The sequence below is a fragment of the Streptomyces sp. NPDC053513 genome, assembly GCF_044544765.1.
Lineage (GTDB): Bacteria > Actinomycetota > Actinomycetes > Streptomycetales > Streptomycetaceae > Streptomyces > Streptomyces litmocidini.
The window spans coordinates 133,495-149,781 of record NZ_JBITXP010000002.1 but is presented as its reverse complement, the minus strand read 5'-3'; the positions used below and the strand labels follow the sequence as shown (position 1 = coordinate 149,781).

The 16,287-nt window shown below is 72.9% G+C and carries 15 protein-coding genes and 1 tRNA gene; 6 read left to right on the top strand and 10 right to left on the bottom strand.

Translation table 11 applies throughout. The features are described 5' to 3' along the window. Positions 1-12: 12 nt before the first annotated feature. The 4 genes from ACIGW4_RS03900 to ACIGW4_RS03885 form a co-directional block, all read right to left on the bottom strand. Positions 13-465, bottom strand: a complete 453-nt coding sequence (locus tag ACIGW4_RS03900; protein ID WP_399578324.1) for a copper chaperone PCu(A)C — start codon at positions 463-465, stop codon at positions 13-15. Continuing rightward, positions 462-1,178, bottom strand: a complete 717-nt coding sequence (locus tag ACIGW4_RS03895) for an SCO family protein (RefSeq protein WP_399578322.1) — start codon at positions 1,176-1,178, stop codon at positions 462-464. The genes ACIGW4_RS03900 and ACIGW4_RS03895 overlap by 4 nt, the downstream gene beginning before the upstream one ends. A 33-nt stretch (positions 1,179-1,211) precedes the next feature. Continuing rightward, the gene (locus ACIGW4_RS03890) at positions 1,212-1,982 is read right to left on the bottom strand and encodes a YcnI family protein (protein ID WP_123453702.1); all 771 of its coding nucleotides are present in this window, start codon (positions 1,980-1,982) and stop codon (positions 1,212-1,214) included. A gap of 137 nt (positions 1,983-2,119) precedes the next feature. Beyond that, positions 2,120-2,908, bottom strand: a complete 789-nt coding sequence (locus ACIGW4_RS03885) for a hypothetical protein (RefSeq protein WP_123453704.1) — start codon at positions 2,906-2,908, stop codon at positions 2,120-2,122. A gap of 296 nt (positions 2,909-3,204) precedes the next feature. Between ACIGW4_RS03885 and ACIGW4_RS03880 the strand changes: the two genes are divergently transcribed. Further along, positions 3,205-3,651: an ATP-binding protein gene (locus tag ACIGW4_RS03880; protein WP_123453706.1), complete on the top strand. Its 447-nt coding sequence runs from the start codon at positions 3,205-3,207 to the stop codon at positions 3,649-3,651. Between the two features lie 64 nt (positions 3,652-3,715). Here ACIGW4_RS03880 and ACIGW4_RS03875 read toward each other — a convergent pair whose 3' ends face one another. Beyond that, positions 3,716-5,182 carry an aminopeptidase P family protein gene (locus ACIGW4_RS03875; RefSeq protein ID WP_399578320.1) on the bottom strand — a complete coding sequence of 489 codons (1,467 nt, stop codon included), beginning with the start codon at positions 5,180-5,182 and terminating at the stop codon, positions 3,716-3,718. A gap of 172 nt (positions 5,183-5,354) precedes the next feature. Further along, positions 5,355-6,824 carry a PP2C family protein-serine/threonine phosphatase gene (locus ACIGW4_RS03870; protein ID WP_398707927.1) on the bottom strand — a complete coding sequence of 490 codons (1,470 nt, stop codon included), beginning with the start codon at positions 6,822-6,824 and terminating at the stop codon, positions 5,355-5,357. A gap of 504 nt (positions 6,825-7,328) precedes the next feature. Here ACIGW4_RS03870 and ACIGW4_RS03865 point away from each other — a divergent pair. Both ACIGW4_RS03865 and ACIGW4_RS03860 read left to right on the top strand, forming a co-directional pair. Then, positions 7,329-8,009 carry a bifunctional DNA primase/polymerase gene (locus ACIGW4_RS03865; protein WP_123453712.1) on the top strand — a complete coding sequence of 227 codons (681 nt, stop codon included), beginning with the start codon at positions 7,329-7,331 and terminating at the stop codon, positions 8,007-8,009. A gap of 325 nt (positions 8,010-8,334) precedes the next feature. Next, positions 8,335-8,925 (top strand): hypothetical protein, encoded by a 591-nt coding sequence (locus ACIGW4_RS03860; RefSeq protein ID WP_399578314.1) that lies wholly within the window; start codon positions 8,335-8,337, stop codon positions 8,923-8,925. A 221-nt stretch (positions 8,926-9,146) separates the two neighbouring features. Here ACIGW4_RS03860 and ACIGW4_RS03855 read toward each other — a convergent pair whose 3' ends face one another. The 3 genes from ACIGW4_RS03855 to ACIGW4_RS03845 all read right to left on the bottom strand — a co-directional run bounded on the left by ACIGW4_RS03855 (position 9,147) and on the right by ACIGW4_RS03845 (position 12,002). Further along, entirely contained in the window at positions 9,147-10,124 is a 978-nt protein-coding gene (locus tag ACIGW4_RS03855; RefSeq protein WP_123453715.1) for a DUF5926 family protein, read from the bottom strand. A 289-nt stretch (positions 10,125-10,413) separates the two neighbouring features. Then, the gene (locus tag ACIGW4_RS03850; protein ID WP_123453717.1) at positions 10,414-11,016 is read right to left on the bottom strand and encodes an ATP-binding protein; all 603 of its coding nucleotides are present in this window, start codon (positions 11,014-11,016) and stop codon (positions 10,414-10,416) included. Positions 11,017-11,180: 164 nt separating this feature from the next. Continuing rightward, the gene (locus tag ACIGW4_RS03845; protein ID WP_123453718.1) at positions 11,181-12,002 is read right to left on the bottom strand and encodes a glycerophosphodiester phosphodiesterase; all 822 of its coding nucleotides are present in this window, start codon (positions 12,000-12,002) and stop codon (positions 11,181-11,183) included. 192 nt (positions 12,003-12,194) lie between these two features. Between ACIGW4_RS03845 and ACIGW4_RS03840 the strand changes: the two genes are divergently transcribed. Next, entirely contained in the window at positions 12,195-13,658 is a 1,464-nt protein-coding gene (locus ACIGW4_RS03840; protein WP_399578310.1) for a S1C family serine protease, read from the top strand. Between the two features lie 76 nt (positions 13,659-13,734). After that, positions 13,735-13,819 (top strand) — tRNA-Ser (locus ACIGW4_RS03835). Between the two features lie 166 nt (positions 13,820-13,985). Here ACIGW4_RS03835 and ACIGW4_RS03830 read toward each other — a convergent pair. Beyond that, positions 13,986-15,257 carry a hypothetical protein gene (locus tag ACIGW4_RS03830; protein WP_399578308.1) on the bottom strand — a complete coding sequence of 424 codons (1,272 nt, stop codon included), beginning with the start codon at positions 15,255-15,257 and terminating at the stop codon, positions 13,986-13,988. Between the two features lie 394 nt (positions 15,258-15,651). Between ACIGW4_RS03830 and ACIGW4_RS03825 the strand changes: the two genes are divergently transcribed. Continuing rightward, the gene (locus ACIGW4_RS03825; protein ID WP_398707919.1) at positions 15,652-16,167 is read left to right on the top strand and encodes an O-acetyl-ADP-ribose deacetylase; all 516 of its coding nucleotides are present in this window, start codon (positions 15,652-15,654) and stop codon (positions 16,165-16,167) included. Positions 16,168-16,287 lie beyond the last annotated feature (120 nt).

The following is a 16,287-nucleotide window of genomic DNA, read 5'->3' as shown; positions in this document are numbered from 1 at the left end:
CCGTCAACGAGCTCAGTGCTGCTGCGGGTTGTGGTTGGGCGCTTCGACGGGAAGGTCGACCTTGATGGGGTCGGACTTCTCGAAGTGCAGCTCGATGCTGACCTTGTCGCCCTGCTTGGGCTTCGACTTCAGCTCCATGAACATGATGTGGCTGCCGCCGCGTTCGAGCTTCAGCTCGCCGTTCGCGGGGATGTCGAAGGACTTCACCTCCTGCATCTTCTGGTTCTTCGTCTCGTGGATGGTGATGTCGTCCGAGAGCGGGCTGGTGACGGAGGTCAGCTTGTCCGCCGTGTCGCCGTCGTTCTTGATCGTGAGGAAGCCGCCGGCCATGTCCATCACCGGCTGGGGCATGAACGCGCCGCTGATCTCCAGATCGGGCCTGCTCTCGGAGGACGAGCACCCGGTCAGCGCGAGCGCGGCGGCGAGCGCCACGGTGGCGGACAGGGCGGTGGTGCGGCGGGTCACGGGTTCTCCCCCTTGATGATCTTCGGCAGGTCCTTGGCGTAGTCGTCGACGGTCGCGTCCTCGCCGTACAGGACGTAGCCCTGGTCGGTGGTGGGCGAGAAGGCGATCACCTGGGCTCCGTGCATGGAGACGACCGAGCCGTCCTTCTCCTTCTTCGGCGGGTCGATGCCGATGCCGATCTGCTTGGCCCCCGCCTGGATGGCGGAGAAGTCGCCGGTGAGGCCGGTGAAGGAGGGGTCGCCGGCGGCGGGCAGCCACTTGGCGAGCTCGGCGGAGGTGTCCCGCTCGGGGTCGGTGGTGACGAAGACGACCTGGAGCTTGTCCTGGTCGGCCTTGGGGAGCTTCTTCTTGGCGATGGCGATGTTGCTCATCGTCAGGGGGCAGACGTCGGGGCAGTGCGTGTAGCCGAAGTAGATGAGCGTCGGCTTGCCCTTGGTCCGCTCCCGCAGGTCGTACTTCTCGCCCTTGGTGTCGGTGAGGACGAGCGCGGGCTTGGTGAACGGCCGGTCGAGGACGGTGGCGGCCCGGGTGGACTCGGTGACGCCGGAGACCTCGGCGACCGACGAGCCGGAGCCCGAGGGCTTGTCGTCGCCTCCGAGGCCGACGGCGGCGGTGACGCCGATCGCGGCGACGATCGCGACGGCGGCGATGACCAGCGGCGTACGGCGCCCGGGACGGGCCGTGGCCGCCCCGGGCGTCTTCTCTTCAGACATGGTGCTTCTTCCGGATCGGGTGGGACGCGGCCGTCAGGCCGAGCGGCGGCGGCCGGCGAGGACGCCGAAGGCGACGCCCGCGACGCCGACGAGGATGCCGACGACGCCGAGGACACGGGCCGTGGTGTCGGTGGAGGAGGACGCCGAGGCGGTCTCCTCGTGGTCGCCCGCCTTGCCGTCGTGACCGGCCTTCTCGTCCGTGTCGGCGGAGGCGGACGGGGCGGCGCCGCCGTGGTGGTCCTCGTCCTCGGAGGCGGCGGAGAGCTTCAGGACGGGGGCCGGGTTCTCCGGCTCCTCCGCGCCCTCCTTCTGCTCCTCGATCCAGCGCACGACCTCCTTGTTGTCGTACGTCTGGATCGCCTTGAGGACCAGCTGGTCGGTGTCCTCCGGCAGCCGGCCGAGGGAGAGCGGGAACTGCTGGAACTGGCCGGGGCCGATCTTCGAGCCGTCGGCGGTCCAGGTGACCTTGGAGACGACCTCGTTGATCTTCTTGCCGTGCAGCTCCAGCGGCTTGTCGAGCTTGCTCTTGGTGACCTCGGCCTTCCAGCCGGGGATGGGCTGCGGCATGACGGAGGCCAGCGGGTGGTCGAGCGGGAAGTTGACCTCCAGCTTCACGGTGGAGGCGTTGTCGCGCTCGTTCGGGACCTTGATGTTGACGGTCGCGTAGCCGCCCTTGGCCGCCTCGCCCTGCGGCTGCACGCTGACGTGCGCGAAGGCGGTGCCGGACAGCAGCACCACGGAGGAGAGGGCGATGCCGCCGGCGAGGGCGGCGCGGACGGAGGTGCGGGTACGGGAAACGCTCATGGCGGAAGACACTCCAGCTCGGAAGGCGCGGAAGGCGCGGAAGATCGGAGACAGGCGGGACGTCCGGCGCGCCCCAGGGCGGGAGCCCGGGGCAGGCGTGCGGACGGGCACGGCCCGCTCACGTCGAGCGGTCCGTGTCAGGCTGCGAGGACGCAGTCGGCGGCCGGGGGGCCGCGCCTGATCACCGTGTGCTGAAGGGCCTCGGCCACCGGCGGCGGCGAGGAGTCGGAGGGGGCCCGGAGGGTCCGCCGCGGCCCCGTGCGCGGCGCCGACGGCAGTCCGGCGAGCAGGGCCCGTACGAGACGGAGCGCGGCCCGCAGGGAGCGCACGAGGGCGCACTCGGCGAGCTCCGTCGCGCCCTGCTCGGAGAGTTCCACGAGCCGGCCGAGGGCGTGGTCGCCCCGGCGCAGCAGCCAGCCCGCGGCCAGCGCGGCCAGGAGGTGGCCGAGGAACATGGGCAGGCCGGGCAGCAGTTCGCCGACGGGCGCGGCCGTGCCCGCCCCGGTGGCGAGGTGCCCCATGTGGGCGTGCGCGTCGGCCGGGTCGAGCCCGGCGTCGGTGATGATCCGGGTGGCGTCGGCGGGGCTGAGCGAGGCGGCGCCCGCCCCGCAGACCAGCCGGGCGGCCATCCGGACGAGGACGTCGTCGGCCTGGTCGCTCAGGGCGAGCTGCCGCTGTCCGAGCCCGAAGAGGACGTGGAGGCCGAGCTGCCCGCCGGTGAGGGCGCCGACGACGAAGCCGAGGGAGCGCGTGCGGCCGGCGAGGAGGACGGTGACGCCGAAGACGCCGAGGAATCCTGCGACGACGGTCCACAGGGCGATGCCCGCGCAGGCGGCGAGGGCGTGTCCCAGCGCGGACAGCACGACGCAGACCGCGGTGAACACCGCGGCCCTCAGCAGCCGTGGAGCGAGCGCGGGGGCAGTCATGGCGGCCCCATCATCGCACCACGCGCGCCCTCGCCATGAGGCAGGTCCGGAAGGTCGTCCTTGGGCGCCTTCGCGACGAGATACGCCGACCGCCGTGCCCGTGTCCGCCGTGCCCGTGTCCCCGACCGCCGTGCCCGGATCCCCCACCGCCGGGGCGACGCACGGACCTGACATACACCGGAGTCCCCGCCCGGTGCATCCGCCGAACGAGCGCTCTTGACGCCTCCGGGGGCTTACGGAGCGGCCGCTCCGGCAATAGGTATCGGTATGTCGAGCCGCTGCCGGGAGGCTGGAGCATGAGCATCTGGTGGTCACTCCATCTGCGGCGCGAGGCCGCGAGCGTGCCCCTGGCGCGAAGGCTTCTGCTGGGCACGATGGAGACGGCGGGTGTCGATCCCGACGTGTCGTACGAGTTGTCGGTCGCGCTGACCGAGGCGTGTGCCAACGCCGTCGAGCACGGCGGCGGGGCCGGCCCGCGGGAGCGGGGTGGGGCGTACCGGGTGACGGCGTACCTGGACGGCGAGACGTGCCGGATCGAGGTGGCGGACTCGGGCCCGGGGTTCCCCGGCGCCGGGGCGCCGGCCGCCCCGGCGGAGGAGGCCGAGCACGGCCGGGGGATGCGTCTGATCGAGGAGCTGTCCGATCACGTGCAGTTCGGCAACCGCTCGGGCCGGGGCGGCGCCGTCGTCAGCTTCGACAAGATCCTGAAGTGGCGGGACAGTCCGACGCTGCTCATGGCGTGACGTACGGAGAAGGACCCCCGCCGGTCGGTCGACGGGGGCCCTTCGGTTCCAACGTACGCGGATTTCAGCCCTTCAGCGCGGCCATCCACGCCTCGACCTCGTCGGCGCGGCGCGGCAGCGCCTCCGAGAGGTTCCGGTTGCCGTCCTCGGTGACGAGGATGTCGTCCTCGATCCGGACGCCGATGCCGCGGTACTCCTCCGGCACGGTCAGGTCGTCGGCCTGGAAGTACAGACCGGGCTCGACGGTCAGGCACATGCCCGGCTCGAGGGTGGTGTCCACGTACTTCTCGGTGCGCGCGGCGGCGCAGTCGTGGACGTCCATGCCGAGCATGTGGCCGGTGCCGTGCAGGGTCCAGCGGCGCTGGAGGCCGAGCTCCAGGACGCGGTCGACCGGGCCCTCGACGAGGCCCCACTCGACGAGCTTCTCGGCGAGGACGCGCTGGGCGGCGTCGTGGAAGTCGCGGTAGGCGGCGCCGGGCTTCACCGCGGCGATGCCGGCCTCCTGCGCCTCGTACACGGCGTCGTAGATCTTGCGCTGGATCTCGCTGTACCGGCCGTTGATCGGCAGGGTGCGGGTGATGTCGGCGGTGTAGAGCTCGGTGGTCTCCACGCCGGCGTCGAGCAGCAGCAGGTCGCCGGAGCGGACCGGGCCGTCGTTGCGGACCCAGTGCAGGGTGCAGGCGTGCGGGCCGGCGGCGGCGATGGAGCCGTAGCCGATGTCGTTGCCCTCGACGCGGGCGCGCAGGAAGAACGTGCCCTCGATGTAGCGCTCGCTGGTGGCCTCGGCCTTGTCGAGGACCTTGACGACGTCCTCGAAGCCGCGGGCGGTGGAGGCGCAGGCCTTCTCCAGCTCGGCGACCTCGAAGGCGTCCTTCACGAGGCGGGCCTCGGAGAGGTACACGCGCAGCTCTTCGTCGCGCTCGGCGGTGACCTTGTCGGTCAGCGCGGCCTCGATGCCGGCGTCGTGGCCGCGGACGACGCGGACCGGGCCGGTGGCCTCCTTGAGGGCGCCGGCGAGCTCGCGGACGTCCTTCGCCGGGATGCCGAGGAGCTGCTGGGCCTCGGCGAGGGAGTGGCGGCGGCCGACCCACAGCTCGCCCTGGCCGTCGAGCCAGAACTCGCCGTTCTCACGGTTGGAGCGCGGCAGCAGGTAGATCGTGGCCTCGTGGCCGCCGGCGGTGGGCTCCAGGACGAGGACGCCGTCCTGGGTCTGGTCGCCGGTGAGGTACGCGTACTCGGTGGAGGCGCGGAAGGCGTACTCGGTGTCGTTCGACCGGGTCTTCAGGTTGCCGGCGGGGATCACCAGGCGCTCGCCCGGGAAGCGGGCGGAGAGCGCGGCGCGGCGCGCGGCGGTCCGGTCGGCCTGCGCGATCGGCGCGAGGTCGTGCAGCTCGGTGTCGGCCCAGCCGGACCGCATGTTCTCGGCGAGCTCGTCGGACACGCCCCCGTACAGCCCGTTCTTGCGCTGCTTGATCGGCTGCTCTTCGGTCTCGGTCTCTTCCGGGGTCTCCGGGGTGAGCTCCTCGGCCACGGGTCTGCCTCCTCTTGGTACGACACTGAACCCCCACCATCGTACGGTCGTACGGAAGGGGGCCCAGGGCCGGAAGACCCATTACCGGAGCGTCACATTCCGGTCACTCGAAGCGGGCGGCGGAACCCACCCGAAGCGGGCGGCGGCACCGACTCGAAGCGGATGGCGGGACTCACTCGAAGCGCGCCGCCAGCAGGACCACGTCCTCGCCCTCCACGGCCGGGTCCAGGCCCTCGGGGAACAGGGCCCGCAGGACGTGGTCGGCGACGGCGCCCGGGTCGCCCCGATCCGCCCTCGGCACGCTCGCGACGGCCGCGTGGAGCCGTGCGAAGGCCCGGTCGATGGCGTCGCCGGTACGGCGCAGCAGCCCGTCCGTGTAGAGAAGCACCGTTTCTCCGGGGGCGAGGGAGAACTCCACGCTCGGCGCCTCCCAGCAGGAGAGCATCCCGAGCGGGGCCGACAGCGAGGTCTCGACGAACTCGGTGCGCCGGTCGCCGAGGACCAGCGGCGGGGCGTGACCGGCGCCGGCGAGGACGATCCGGCGCTGCGCGGGCTCGGCGTAGGCGAAGAGGGCGGTCGCCGAGCGGGCGGGCTCGGTGATCCGGAGGAGCAGCTCCAGGTCGGAGAGGACGGCGACGGGGTCCTCGCCCTCCATCACGGCGTACGCCCGGAGCGAGGCGCGCAGCCGGCCCATGGCGGCCAGCGCGCTGGGCCCGGTGCCGGAGACGGAGCCGACGGCCAGGCCGAGGGCGCCGTCGGGCAGCGGCAGCGCGTCGTACCAGTCGCCGCCGCCCAGCGGGCCGGTGCGGTGGCGGGCGGCGAGCTGGACGCCGGGGACGCGCGGGAGACGGCTGGGGAGCAGCTCCTCGGTGACGGTGGCGACCTGGACGCGGGCGCGCTCGACCTGGAGGAGCCGGGCGAGGTGCTCGGTGGCGAAGCGGCCGTAGAGCCCGATGAGGTGGCGCTGCCGGTCGGTGGGTTCGGCGGGCTCGTCGTACAGCCAGACGGCCGCGCCGAGCCGGCCGGCCTCCTCGGTGGCGAGGGGCAGGGCGTAGCTGGCGGCGTAGCCGAGGCGGGCGGCGACCTCGCGGTGGCGCGGGTCGAGGCCCTCCTCCGTACGGACGTCGCGGATGGCGATCGGGTCGGGGACGCGCTCGGGGTGCCCGGGGTCGGGGAGGCCGTCGAGGAGGCGGCCGTAGCCGGTGGCACCGCGCGGGACGGTCTCGATGGTGCCGAGGTCGGCGTGGGCGAGGCCGAGGCCGATGGTGCTGGTGGGGCCGCGGCCGTCGGCCGGTTCGAGGACGGCCATGCCGCGGCGGGCACCGACGAGGGCGGCGCCGGCGCCGAGCGTCTCGCGGAGGGCCTCGTCGAGGGAGGCGGTCTTGATGAGGCGTTCGGTGAGTTCGTGGAGGGTGGTGAGGTCGGAGACCCAGGAGGCCAGCCGGTCCTGGATCAGGGCACCGGGGGGAAGGGGCGCGTCGGCGGGGCTCGCCGCCGCGGGCACCCCGGGAAGGGGCGACGTAGTGTGCGGGGGCCCGGGAGCTGTGGAATCGATTCCGGCCACTTTCGGCATGCGTGGGGCGCTCATGGCAGTCGGCTTTCCGACCGGTGCGTTTGACGCCAAAGCATCGCAAACCCCCATGTCAATCAGAGCCGCTCGATGCATCCACATGTACACGCACAAGAGGAACGATGTCCAGCATTGTCCCCACGGGACTTGTGGTGTCCGTGAGGTCGTGCGAGAGGGTTGAAGTACAGGAGAAGTTGGCCGAAAATTGCCCCCGGTGTGCACCTTTTGCGGTCGACTGGCGTCGTTTGAAAGCGCGTCATTCTAAGCGTGCTGGGTACGTAATCGGTGACAGGCAGGGGCAGTTGACATCGCCCCGGAACGTGACGCGGAACCCCGGCGTCTTTCCCGCCGCAGGCCGCAACCCGCCACCGAGTGGCGGGGAACGTGTTCTGACCCGCTCCGGCTCTGACCTGGCTCCACCCGGTTCCCCCGGGATCCACCCGGCACCGGCCCGGCCCGCCCCGCTCCTCGGGGGGCCGGCACCCCGCCGACCCGGCACGCGCTGATACGCACGGTGAAGAGTTCTGCACATGGTGTGATGTGGATTCGGCGTTCAACGGAAAGGAACGAGCGCTCATGCGCGAGATCCTCGGAAGGCGACGCAGGCTCCGGTTCCGGCGCAAGGAGAGGACCGCCCGGCGCGACGCCGCGGTCACCTTCGCGGTCGAGTGGAACTGGCCGGTCCTGCCGGGCGCGGGCCTGAGAGCGACGACCCGTACGGCCACCGGAGTGGCCTGCTCCTGCCCCGACCCCGACTGCGTGGTGCCCGGCGCGCACCCCTACGACCCCGGACTGCTCGCGGCCACCACGGACGAGCGCATGGTCCGCTGGTGGTGGACCAGGCGCCCGGACGCCCCGGTGCTCCTCGCCACCGGCGGCACCGCGCCCTGCGCGGTCAGCCTCCCGGCGGTGGCGGGGGCGCGGGCCCTCGCCGCGCTCGACGCGACGGGGATGCGGCTCGGCCCGGTGGTGGCGACCCCGACCCGGTGGTCGATCCTCGTCGCCCCGTACGGCCTCGAACGGCTGGGGGAGCTGCTGTACGCGAAGGACAGCGTGCCCAGCTCGCTGCGGTTCCACGGCGAGGGCGGCTATCTGCTCCTCCCGCCGTCGGTCGCGGGGACCGGACAGGTCCGCTGGGAGCGGGCCCCGCTCACAGGCTCGGCCCGGCCGTGGCTGCCCGACGTGGAGGCGGTGGTCGACGCCCTGGTCGAGGCGAGCACGAGCACGCCGGGCGGCGGGAGCCGACTGGCGTACTGAGCCCGGCCGGGGGCTTTCGTACGGGAGCTTTCGCACGGAGGCTTTCGCACGGAGGCTTTCGCACGGAGGCTTTCGCACGGGGCGGGCCGGGGGCTTTCGCGCGGAGTCGGACCGGAGGCTTTCACACGGAGTCGGACCGGGGCTTGCGTACGGAGGCGGACGGAGCGGGCGAGGCCGTTCACCCGAACGGGTGTGTCCTGGGCCGACTCGCAGGGGAAACGGGCGCGCGGCCGACCGTGCGCCCCGGTCCCGCCGCTATGTTCGCCCCACCGTCCAAGATCTCCAGATCTCCGGATCTCCAGCCGAGCAGGAGCAGGTGGGTCCCATGAGCCCGGTGAACCTCCGCGTGGTCGGACTCGGGACCGCCGTCACGGTCGCCGTCCTGCTGCCCCTCGTCGCGACGGCGAGGCCGACGGGGGACCCCGTACGACCGGCCGGCGCGAGCGCCGAGGGGGACGCGAAGCCCGGGGACCTGCTCAGGGAGCTCGGCCTGGGACCCCGTACACCGGCCTCCGCTCCCTCCGCAAGCGGTTCCGCGATTCCGGCGGCTCCCGCGGCCCCCGAGCGCGTCACGCATTGTGGGCCGGAACTCGCCTCTCCGGAGGGGGCCGAGGCGCAGACCTGCGTCCTGGGTGAGGAGGGCGAGATCTGGGCGCGTACGTACTACCGGAACGCCACGGCCCGGCAGTTCGACGCGTTTCTGACCCTCATGGGACCCGGCGGACGGACCGTGCAGGTGAGCTGCCCGGTTCCGGCACAGGACGAACCGGGAACCTGCGAAACGCCGAGGGAGCGCGCGCACGGCGCGGTCACGGCGTATACGGCGGTCGCGGAATTGGCGGGAGCGGGCGAGGGGGAGGCCACTCCGCTGCTGCTCCGGGCGGGGAGCAACACGGCGGACGGCGAAGGAAGTTGAGCGTCGGACGCCCCGGCGCTGCCGGAAGCGGACATGGAAAGGCCCGGTCGCTGGCGACGGGGGATGCACCAGCGACCGGGCTCCAAGAACGGTAACAAGAGATCTGCTGTTCGCAAATTCGATCTCGGTTATTCGGACAGGGATTTATCCGTCCGGGGACCCCCTTTGTGGCGGAAGTCACCGACCGGTCGGTCTGCCTGTCACCGATACCACCTGGGGTATCAGCTGAGAGTCACCTGACGGTTCGTGAGGCCGCCGCGCGCCCGGCGCTCCTCCGCCGTCAGCGGGGCGTCCGAGGCGAGCGCCGCGGCCAGCCGCTCGGCGAACTCGGCCGCCGGCTTCTCGCAGTCCTCGGCGGTCATCGAGGACGGCAGGTCCCACACCGGCACCATCAGACCGTGGGCCCGGAAGGAGCCGACGAGCCGGGTGTCCGCGCCGAGCGAGGTGCCCTCGCCGGCCTGGAGACGGGCGAGCGCGTCGAGGAGCTTCTCCTCCGGGTGCGGCATGACCCAGCGGAGGTGGTTCTTGTCCGGAACCTCGCACCAGTACGCGGAGTCGACGCTCGCCAGCCTCACGGTCGGGATCGCCGCCGCGTTGGCCCGCTCCAGGGAGGCCGCGACCTCCGGGTCCGCGCCGTCCGCGGACTGCGGGATCCAGAACTCGAAGCCCGAGTGGACCTCCGGGACGAACGGGGCGTCCGCGTCGAGCAGCTCCTGCAGGCGCGGGCCCTCGGCCGGCACGCGGCGGGCGGGGACCGGGGTGCCCGGCTCCGCCTCCAGGGCGCGCTGGAGGGTGTCGGCGAGGTCGCGGGCCAGGTCGCCGGAGGTGGAGTCGTTCTGCAGGGCGATCAGGACGGAGCCGTCGTCGCGGCGGAGCGCCGGCCACGCCATCGGCAGCACGGTCGCGAGCGTCACCGACGGAACGCCCTCCGGCAGCCCGCCCTTCAGGGTGAGCGGCACGGTGGCGGCCGGCACCAGCTCGCGCAGCGCGACCCAGTCGCACTCGCCGGGCAGCCCCTCGAAGGGGCGCTGGACGAGCTCGGTCACGGCGTGCGCGGCGGCCCGGCCGTGACACGCCTTGTAGCGGCGGCCCGAACCGCACGGGCACGGCTCGCGCGCGCCGACGACCGGGATCTCCCCGCTCGTGACCTGGGCCTGGCCGGTCTTGCCGGCCTTCGTCTGGGGGCGCTTCTTGGCCATGGTGTGGCTTTCTCCCGATCGCGGCTGTGCTGTGTGCGGTGCTGTACCGGGCGCGAGCCTAGCCGCACCGGGCCCCGGCGCCGTTCAGGCGGGGCGGCACGACGACCGGGCCGGGCACCGCCGGAAGGCCGTACCCACCATCGCCTGTCGACACCGGTTCCTCGGCCAGGACCGCGATGCGCGTCTCGGCCAGGACCGCGGAGCGCGTCTCGGCCCGGACCGTCGTACGTGTCGGGACGGTCCGACCGCCGTACGTGCCGGGTCGGTCCGGACCGTCGTGCGCGTCGGGTCAGTCCAGATCGTCGTACGCGTCGAGGAAGTCGAAGCCCGAGCCGCCGCCGACGCGCGCGGCGAAGTCCTCGCGGCGGTGTCCCTCGGTGACGACCACCCAGACGGTGACCTCACCGGTCGCACTGTCCCGGACGCCCCAGTCCTGGGCCAGCGCCCCGATGATGTTCAGCCCGCGGCCGCCCCGTGCGGTGACCGAGGGCGTCGATGGAACGGGCCGTGTCGGACCACCCCCGTCGGTCACCTCGACCCGCAGGCCGCCTCCCGGGTCGACCCGCCAGGCCGCCCGCACATCGCCTTCGCCCCGCTCCGCGTGGTTCAGCGGCCTGCCGTACCGACAGGCATTGCTGAGCAGTTCGGAAAGGATCAGCACCGCGTCGTCGACGACCGATTCGGCCACCCCGCTGCGGTACAGCTCGTCCCGCATCCGGTGTCGCGCCTCACCCACGCCCGCAGGGCCATGGGGTACGGCCATGCTCGACGACGTGGGCACCTCCTGTGCCACCACCAACGCCACCCCCGAGACCTCCTTTGCCCCACGCCACCGTGTGGATGCCCCAATGGCCTGGACCGGAAACCGGCCAATCCGTGTGGGATGAGGCACTCGTGACGATCGCGTACGCGTGGAACGCGCCGGGGCACGCCCCGTAAGAGCTGTGACGGATGGGAAACGGGTGACGGGAGAGGCGTCCCGACGGCGCCCCGCCACGGCCCGACGCCGCTCAACCACGCCCCAGCCGCCCCAGCCGGGTCCAGCCGTGCTCAGCCTCAGCCGCGTCCCAGCTGGGCGATCACCTGCTTCGGGCGGTTGGTGATGATCGCGTCCACGCCCAGGCGCTCGCAGAGCTCGACGTCCTCCGCGTCGTCCACCGTCCAGACGTGGACCTGGTGCCCGGCCTTCTGGAGCCGCAGGATCACGGCGGGATGGTGGCGGACGATCCGGATCGACGGGCCCGCGATGCGCGCGCCCGCGGGGAGCCGCCCGTCGCGCAGCCGGGGCGAGACGAACTGGGCGAGCGAGACGGTGGGCAGGGTCGGAGCGGCGGCGGCGATCCGGTACAGGGAACGGGCCGAGAAGCTCATGACGCGTACGGGGGATTCGGCGGGGGACGCGGGCGCGTCCAGGCCGAAGCGCTTGAGGAGCTGGAGCAGCTTCTCCTCGACCTGGCCGCGCCAGCGGGTGGGGTGCTTGGTCTCGATGGCCAGCTCGACCCGGCGCCCCGCGTCGGAGACCAGCTCCAGGAGCCGCTCCAGGGTGAGGACGGAGGTGTACCCGGGGTCCCGCCAGTCGGGGATCTCCCCGGAGTCGTCCCGCCCCTTCCAGGTGCCGAAGTCGAGGGCGGTGAGGTCGGCGAGTTCCAGCGCGGAGACGGCGCCGCGGCCGTTCGAGGTGCGGTCGACGCGTCGGTCGTGGACGCAGACGAGGTGGCCGTCGGCGGTGAGCCGGACGTCGCACTCCAGGGCGTCCGCGCCGTCCTCGATGGCCTTCACATAGGCGGCGAGGGTGTGTTCCGGTGCGTCCTCGGATGCTCCGCGGTGGGCGACGACCTGGAGGGGGACGCGGTTCGAGTGCTGCCGTGCGTGAGTCACCGCGTCATGGTGCCATTGGCGGGGTGGCGCGAGCACCTCGGGAGCTGTCCGTTCTGTCCGTATATAAAGGATGGGGTGCGAACGCACAGCTCCGCCTTACGGCGGCCTGACGTCCCGTGGGAAAAGCTGGTGCAGCACCCTGGAGCCACCCACGTATCCCCCATCCCGCGCAGTCAACGAGGAGAGCGAGCTGTGAGCACCGAGAACGAGGGCACGCCGGTCCCGGCGGACCCGGCCGCCCCCTCCGCCCCTCCGACGGCTCCCGTCCCCCCGACGTCGCTGGACAAGCCGGCGGGCGACGCGCCCGCGCAGGCGACGCCGGAGCCCGCCCCGGAGCCCACCCCACAGGCGGCCCCGCAGCCGTCCCCGTCGGGCGACGAGCCGACGGCGGTCCAGGCCCCGGTCCCGGCCGCGGCCCCGGCGGCGCCCCACCAGCCCCCCGCGCCCGCCGCCGCGCCCACCGGCGGCTGGCCGACGCCCCCGCCGGCCGTCCCGGCCTGGGGCGCCCCGCACCCGCCCGCACCCCCCGCCCCGCGCCGGCGGACCGGCGGTCTCGTGGCGGCCGTGCTCATCGCGTCGCTCGTCGCGGGCGGCATCGGCGGTGGCATCGGCTACTGGGCGGCCGAGCGCGGCGACAACGGCTTCAGCTCGACCACGGTCTCCTCCGGCCAGGCCCCGGCCTCCTTCAAGCGCGACCCGGGGACGGTCGCGGCGGTCGCCGCGAAGGCCCTGCCGAGCGTGGTCACCATCCAGGCGAAGTCCGGCGGCCAGGAGGGCGAGGGCGGTACGGGCACGGGCTTCGTCTACGACCAGGAGGGCCACATCGTCACCAACAACCACGTGGTGGCGTCGGCGGCCGACGGCGGCACGCTGTCCGTGACGTTCTCGGACGGCAAGACGTACGACGCGGAGGTCGTCGGGCGGGCCGAGGGCTACGACGTGGCGGTCCTGAAGCTGAAGGACGCCCCGAAGGGGCTGACGCCGCTGCCGCTCGGGGACTCCGACAAGGTGGCGGTCGGCGACTCGACGATCGCGATCGGCGCCCCCTTCGGCCTGTCGAACACGGTGACGACGGGCATCGTCAGCGCCAAGAACCGCCCGGTGGCCTCGGGCGACGGCTCCGGCGGCAGCAACTCGTACATGAGCGCGCTGCAGACGGACGCCTCGATCAACCCGGGCAACTCCGGCGGCCCGCTGCTCGACGCGAGCGGCGCGGTGATCGGCATCAACTCGGCCATCCAGTCGACCAGCGGCGGCTTCGGCCAGTCCCAGGCGGGCTCGATCGGCCTGGGCTTCGCGATCCCGGTCAACCAGGCGAAGAACGTGGCGCAGCAGCTGATCAAGACGGGCAAGCCGGTGTACCCGGTGATCGGCGCGACCGTGAACATGAACGAGAAGGGCCAGGGAGCGACGATCGCCGGCCAGGGCTCCGGCGGCACGCCCTCGGTCACGCCCGACGGCCCGGCGGCGAAGGCGGGCCTGAAGGCCGGCGACGTGATCACGGGCTTCGGCGACCACCCGATCGACAGCGGCCCGACCCTGATCAGCGAGATCTGGACCCACAAGCCCGGCGACTCGGTGAAGATCACTTACGAGCGCGACGGCAAGACCGCCACGGCCACCGTCGTCCTCGGCGAACGCACCGGCGACAGCTGACGGCCTCGGCCTTCCCTGCGCGAGGCGCCCAACCGGTAGGCTGTGTCCCGCTCCGCCCCAGGTGGACCGGGGCGTGGGTGGGTTGCCCGAGCGGCCTAAGGGAACGGTCTTGAAAACCGTCGTGGCGAGAGTCACCGTGGGTTCAAATCCCACACCCACCGCAGACGAACGGCCCTCGACCGGGTGAACGGTCGAGGGCCGTCGGCGTTCACGGCGCCCCGGGATTCTGGATAGCGCCCGGGGTTCCGGACGGCACCCGGGGCCCGGACGGGGCTGGTGGCTCGGACGGGTCCGGGTGCCCGGACGGGTCCGGTGGCTCGGACGGAGTCAGGGGTGGGTGCGGGTCTGCGGGTTGTTCAGGCAGAGGGCGATGTTGCGGACGGCCGCGGTGAGTTCCTCGATCACCCGGGCCGCCTGTTCCGCGTTGTGGAAGGCCGGGCGCTCCGTGAGGGTGCGGCTCAGCTCCTCCGCGGCCCGGACGGCGGGGCCGGCGGGACCGCCGTCCCCGACGGGAGCGGGAGCGGCGACGACGGGAGCGGGGGCTGCGGGCGCCGCGACGACGGGGGCGGCGACGGCAGGGGCCGTGCTCTGCGGGGGCGTGGGAGCGGGCGCAGGCGCGGGCGCGGGTGCGGGTGTGGGCTGGGGCGCGGGCGGCGGGGGAGGGGCCGAGGGGTACGGCTCGGGCTCCGCCCGGTAGCCCTCGAAGGACGGCGAGAAGGTGCCGGAGCCGACCGCCAGCGAGCTGTGCGTCTCCTCCTGGGGGTGCGGGGCCGCGACGGGGTCCTGTCCGTGCGGCGGGACCTGCCCGTGCTGCGGGACCGGTCCCAGCACCGGGGGCCGGGACCGGCGGGCCCGGGGCAGGACGAAGTGGTCGAAGCCGGGGAACGCCGGGGGAGCCGGGTGGGCGGCGGGCTGGGCGTACTCGCTCTGCCACTGCGCGCGGTAGTACTCCACCTGGTCCTCGCAGGAGGAACGGGCGTGGAAGATCGCGGTGTTGTCGCCCAGGTCCGGGTACCAGAGGTTGGGGCCGGGGAAGCGCACGGTCCGCATCCGCGGCTTGATCTCCTCGGCGCACCCCATGCAGCAGCCCTCCGGCACGAGCAGCGGGATGCCGCCGCTCTGCTCGGGACGGCGGGGGCCGCCTTCCGGGCGGTACTCCCCGTGGTGGCAGGGCGGCAGTTCGCCGCAGGCCCGGCAGACGGCGTAGTGCTCGGGAAGGACCTGCCAGTCCTGGCTGGCGGGGGCGCACCAGTGCTTCGCCGCGGCCCGGGGCAGGTTCTCGTCGCGCAGGACGAGGACCACCGGACGCTTGTAGAACTCGGCGCGTTCGGGGGCCGGTTTGACCGCCTGGTTCTCGGCCCGCCGCAGTTCGTTGGCGTGCCACCACAGTTCGACGTGGTCGCGCCACGCCTTCTCGTAGGATTCCGGCCAGTGGTTTCCCGGATAACCGGTGATGTCCAGGACGCGCCACGCCTGCCGGTCGAGTACCACGATCGATCCGGCCTGCAGTCGCAGATGTGTTCCCTTGGTGCCCTCGTCCGGCCAGTCATGGCGGCCGATGCGGGTGGGCTGGTCTGGGAGCCACCTGCGAATCTGCATGACACGCTCCTCGGCAACGAAACTTCGTAGTTTCAAGTGGGGCAGTAGGTGACATTCTGAACAATTTAGGCGTCGGGTTGGGGTTAGACACGCGCACAGCCCTGAGCGATTGAAGGCCGGAAACGCCTTCTGTGCCGGGTATTTCGCTCCCCCGGCCCGACGGTGCCCGCGGGTGCCTCCTCCGCCCGGGGCGGCGGTCCCGTACCCGGCCGCCGGGCCCTCACACCCACCCGTACGTGTGACGTCGCTTCCACGGGGTCTTCCCGTACGTATGCATCGTTCCGCGTACGGGCCGCCCGTGGCTCCGGACGGGGCTTCCCGGCCCGGCGAGGTGGTAAAAGCGGCGCCGCCCGTCGGGCGGGGACATAAGGTCCGGAGAACCACGGAGACAGGGATGGACATGCGGATCGTGCTCGTTCAGGGGGACATCACCGCCGAGTCGGTCGACGCGGTGGTCAACGCCGCGAACTCCTCGCTGCTCGGCGGGGGCGGGGTCGACGGGGCCATCCACCGGAAGGGCGGCCCGGAGATCCTCGCCGCCTGCCGGGACCTGCGGAACTCGCACTACGGCAAGGGGCTGCCGACCGGGCGGGCCGTCGCGACCACGGCCGGGCGGCTGCCGGCCCGGCACGTGATCCACACGGTGGGGCCGGTGTGGTCGCCCGACGAGGACCGCTCGGAGCTGCTCGCCTCCTGCTACCGCGAAGCGCTGCGGGTGGCCGACGAGTTGGGCGACCGCACGGTCGCGTTCCCGGCCGTCTCCACCGGCGTCTACGGCTGGCCGATGGAGGACGGCGCCCGGATCGCCGTGGAGACCGTCCGGGCCGCCGCGACCGAGGTGGAGGAGGTCCGCTTCGTGCTCTTCGACGCGGCCGCGTACGCCGCCTTCGAGGCCGCCCTCGCGCGTTAGCGCCTTTCCGGCGGAGCCGGTGTCGAACACATTCGCCTGTCCGGCGAATGCGTTCGACTTTTCCTTTCGGGCCTCTTCGCGGTTTCCCGGCGCCGGCGTTCCGTACGACGGATCGACTGA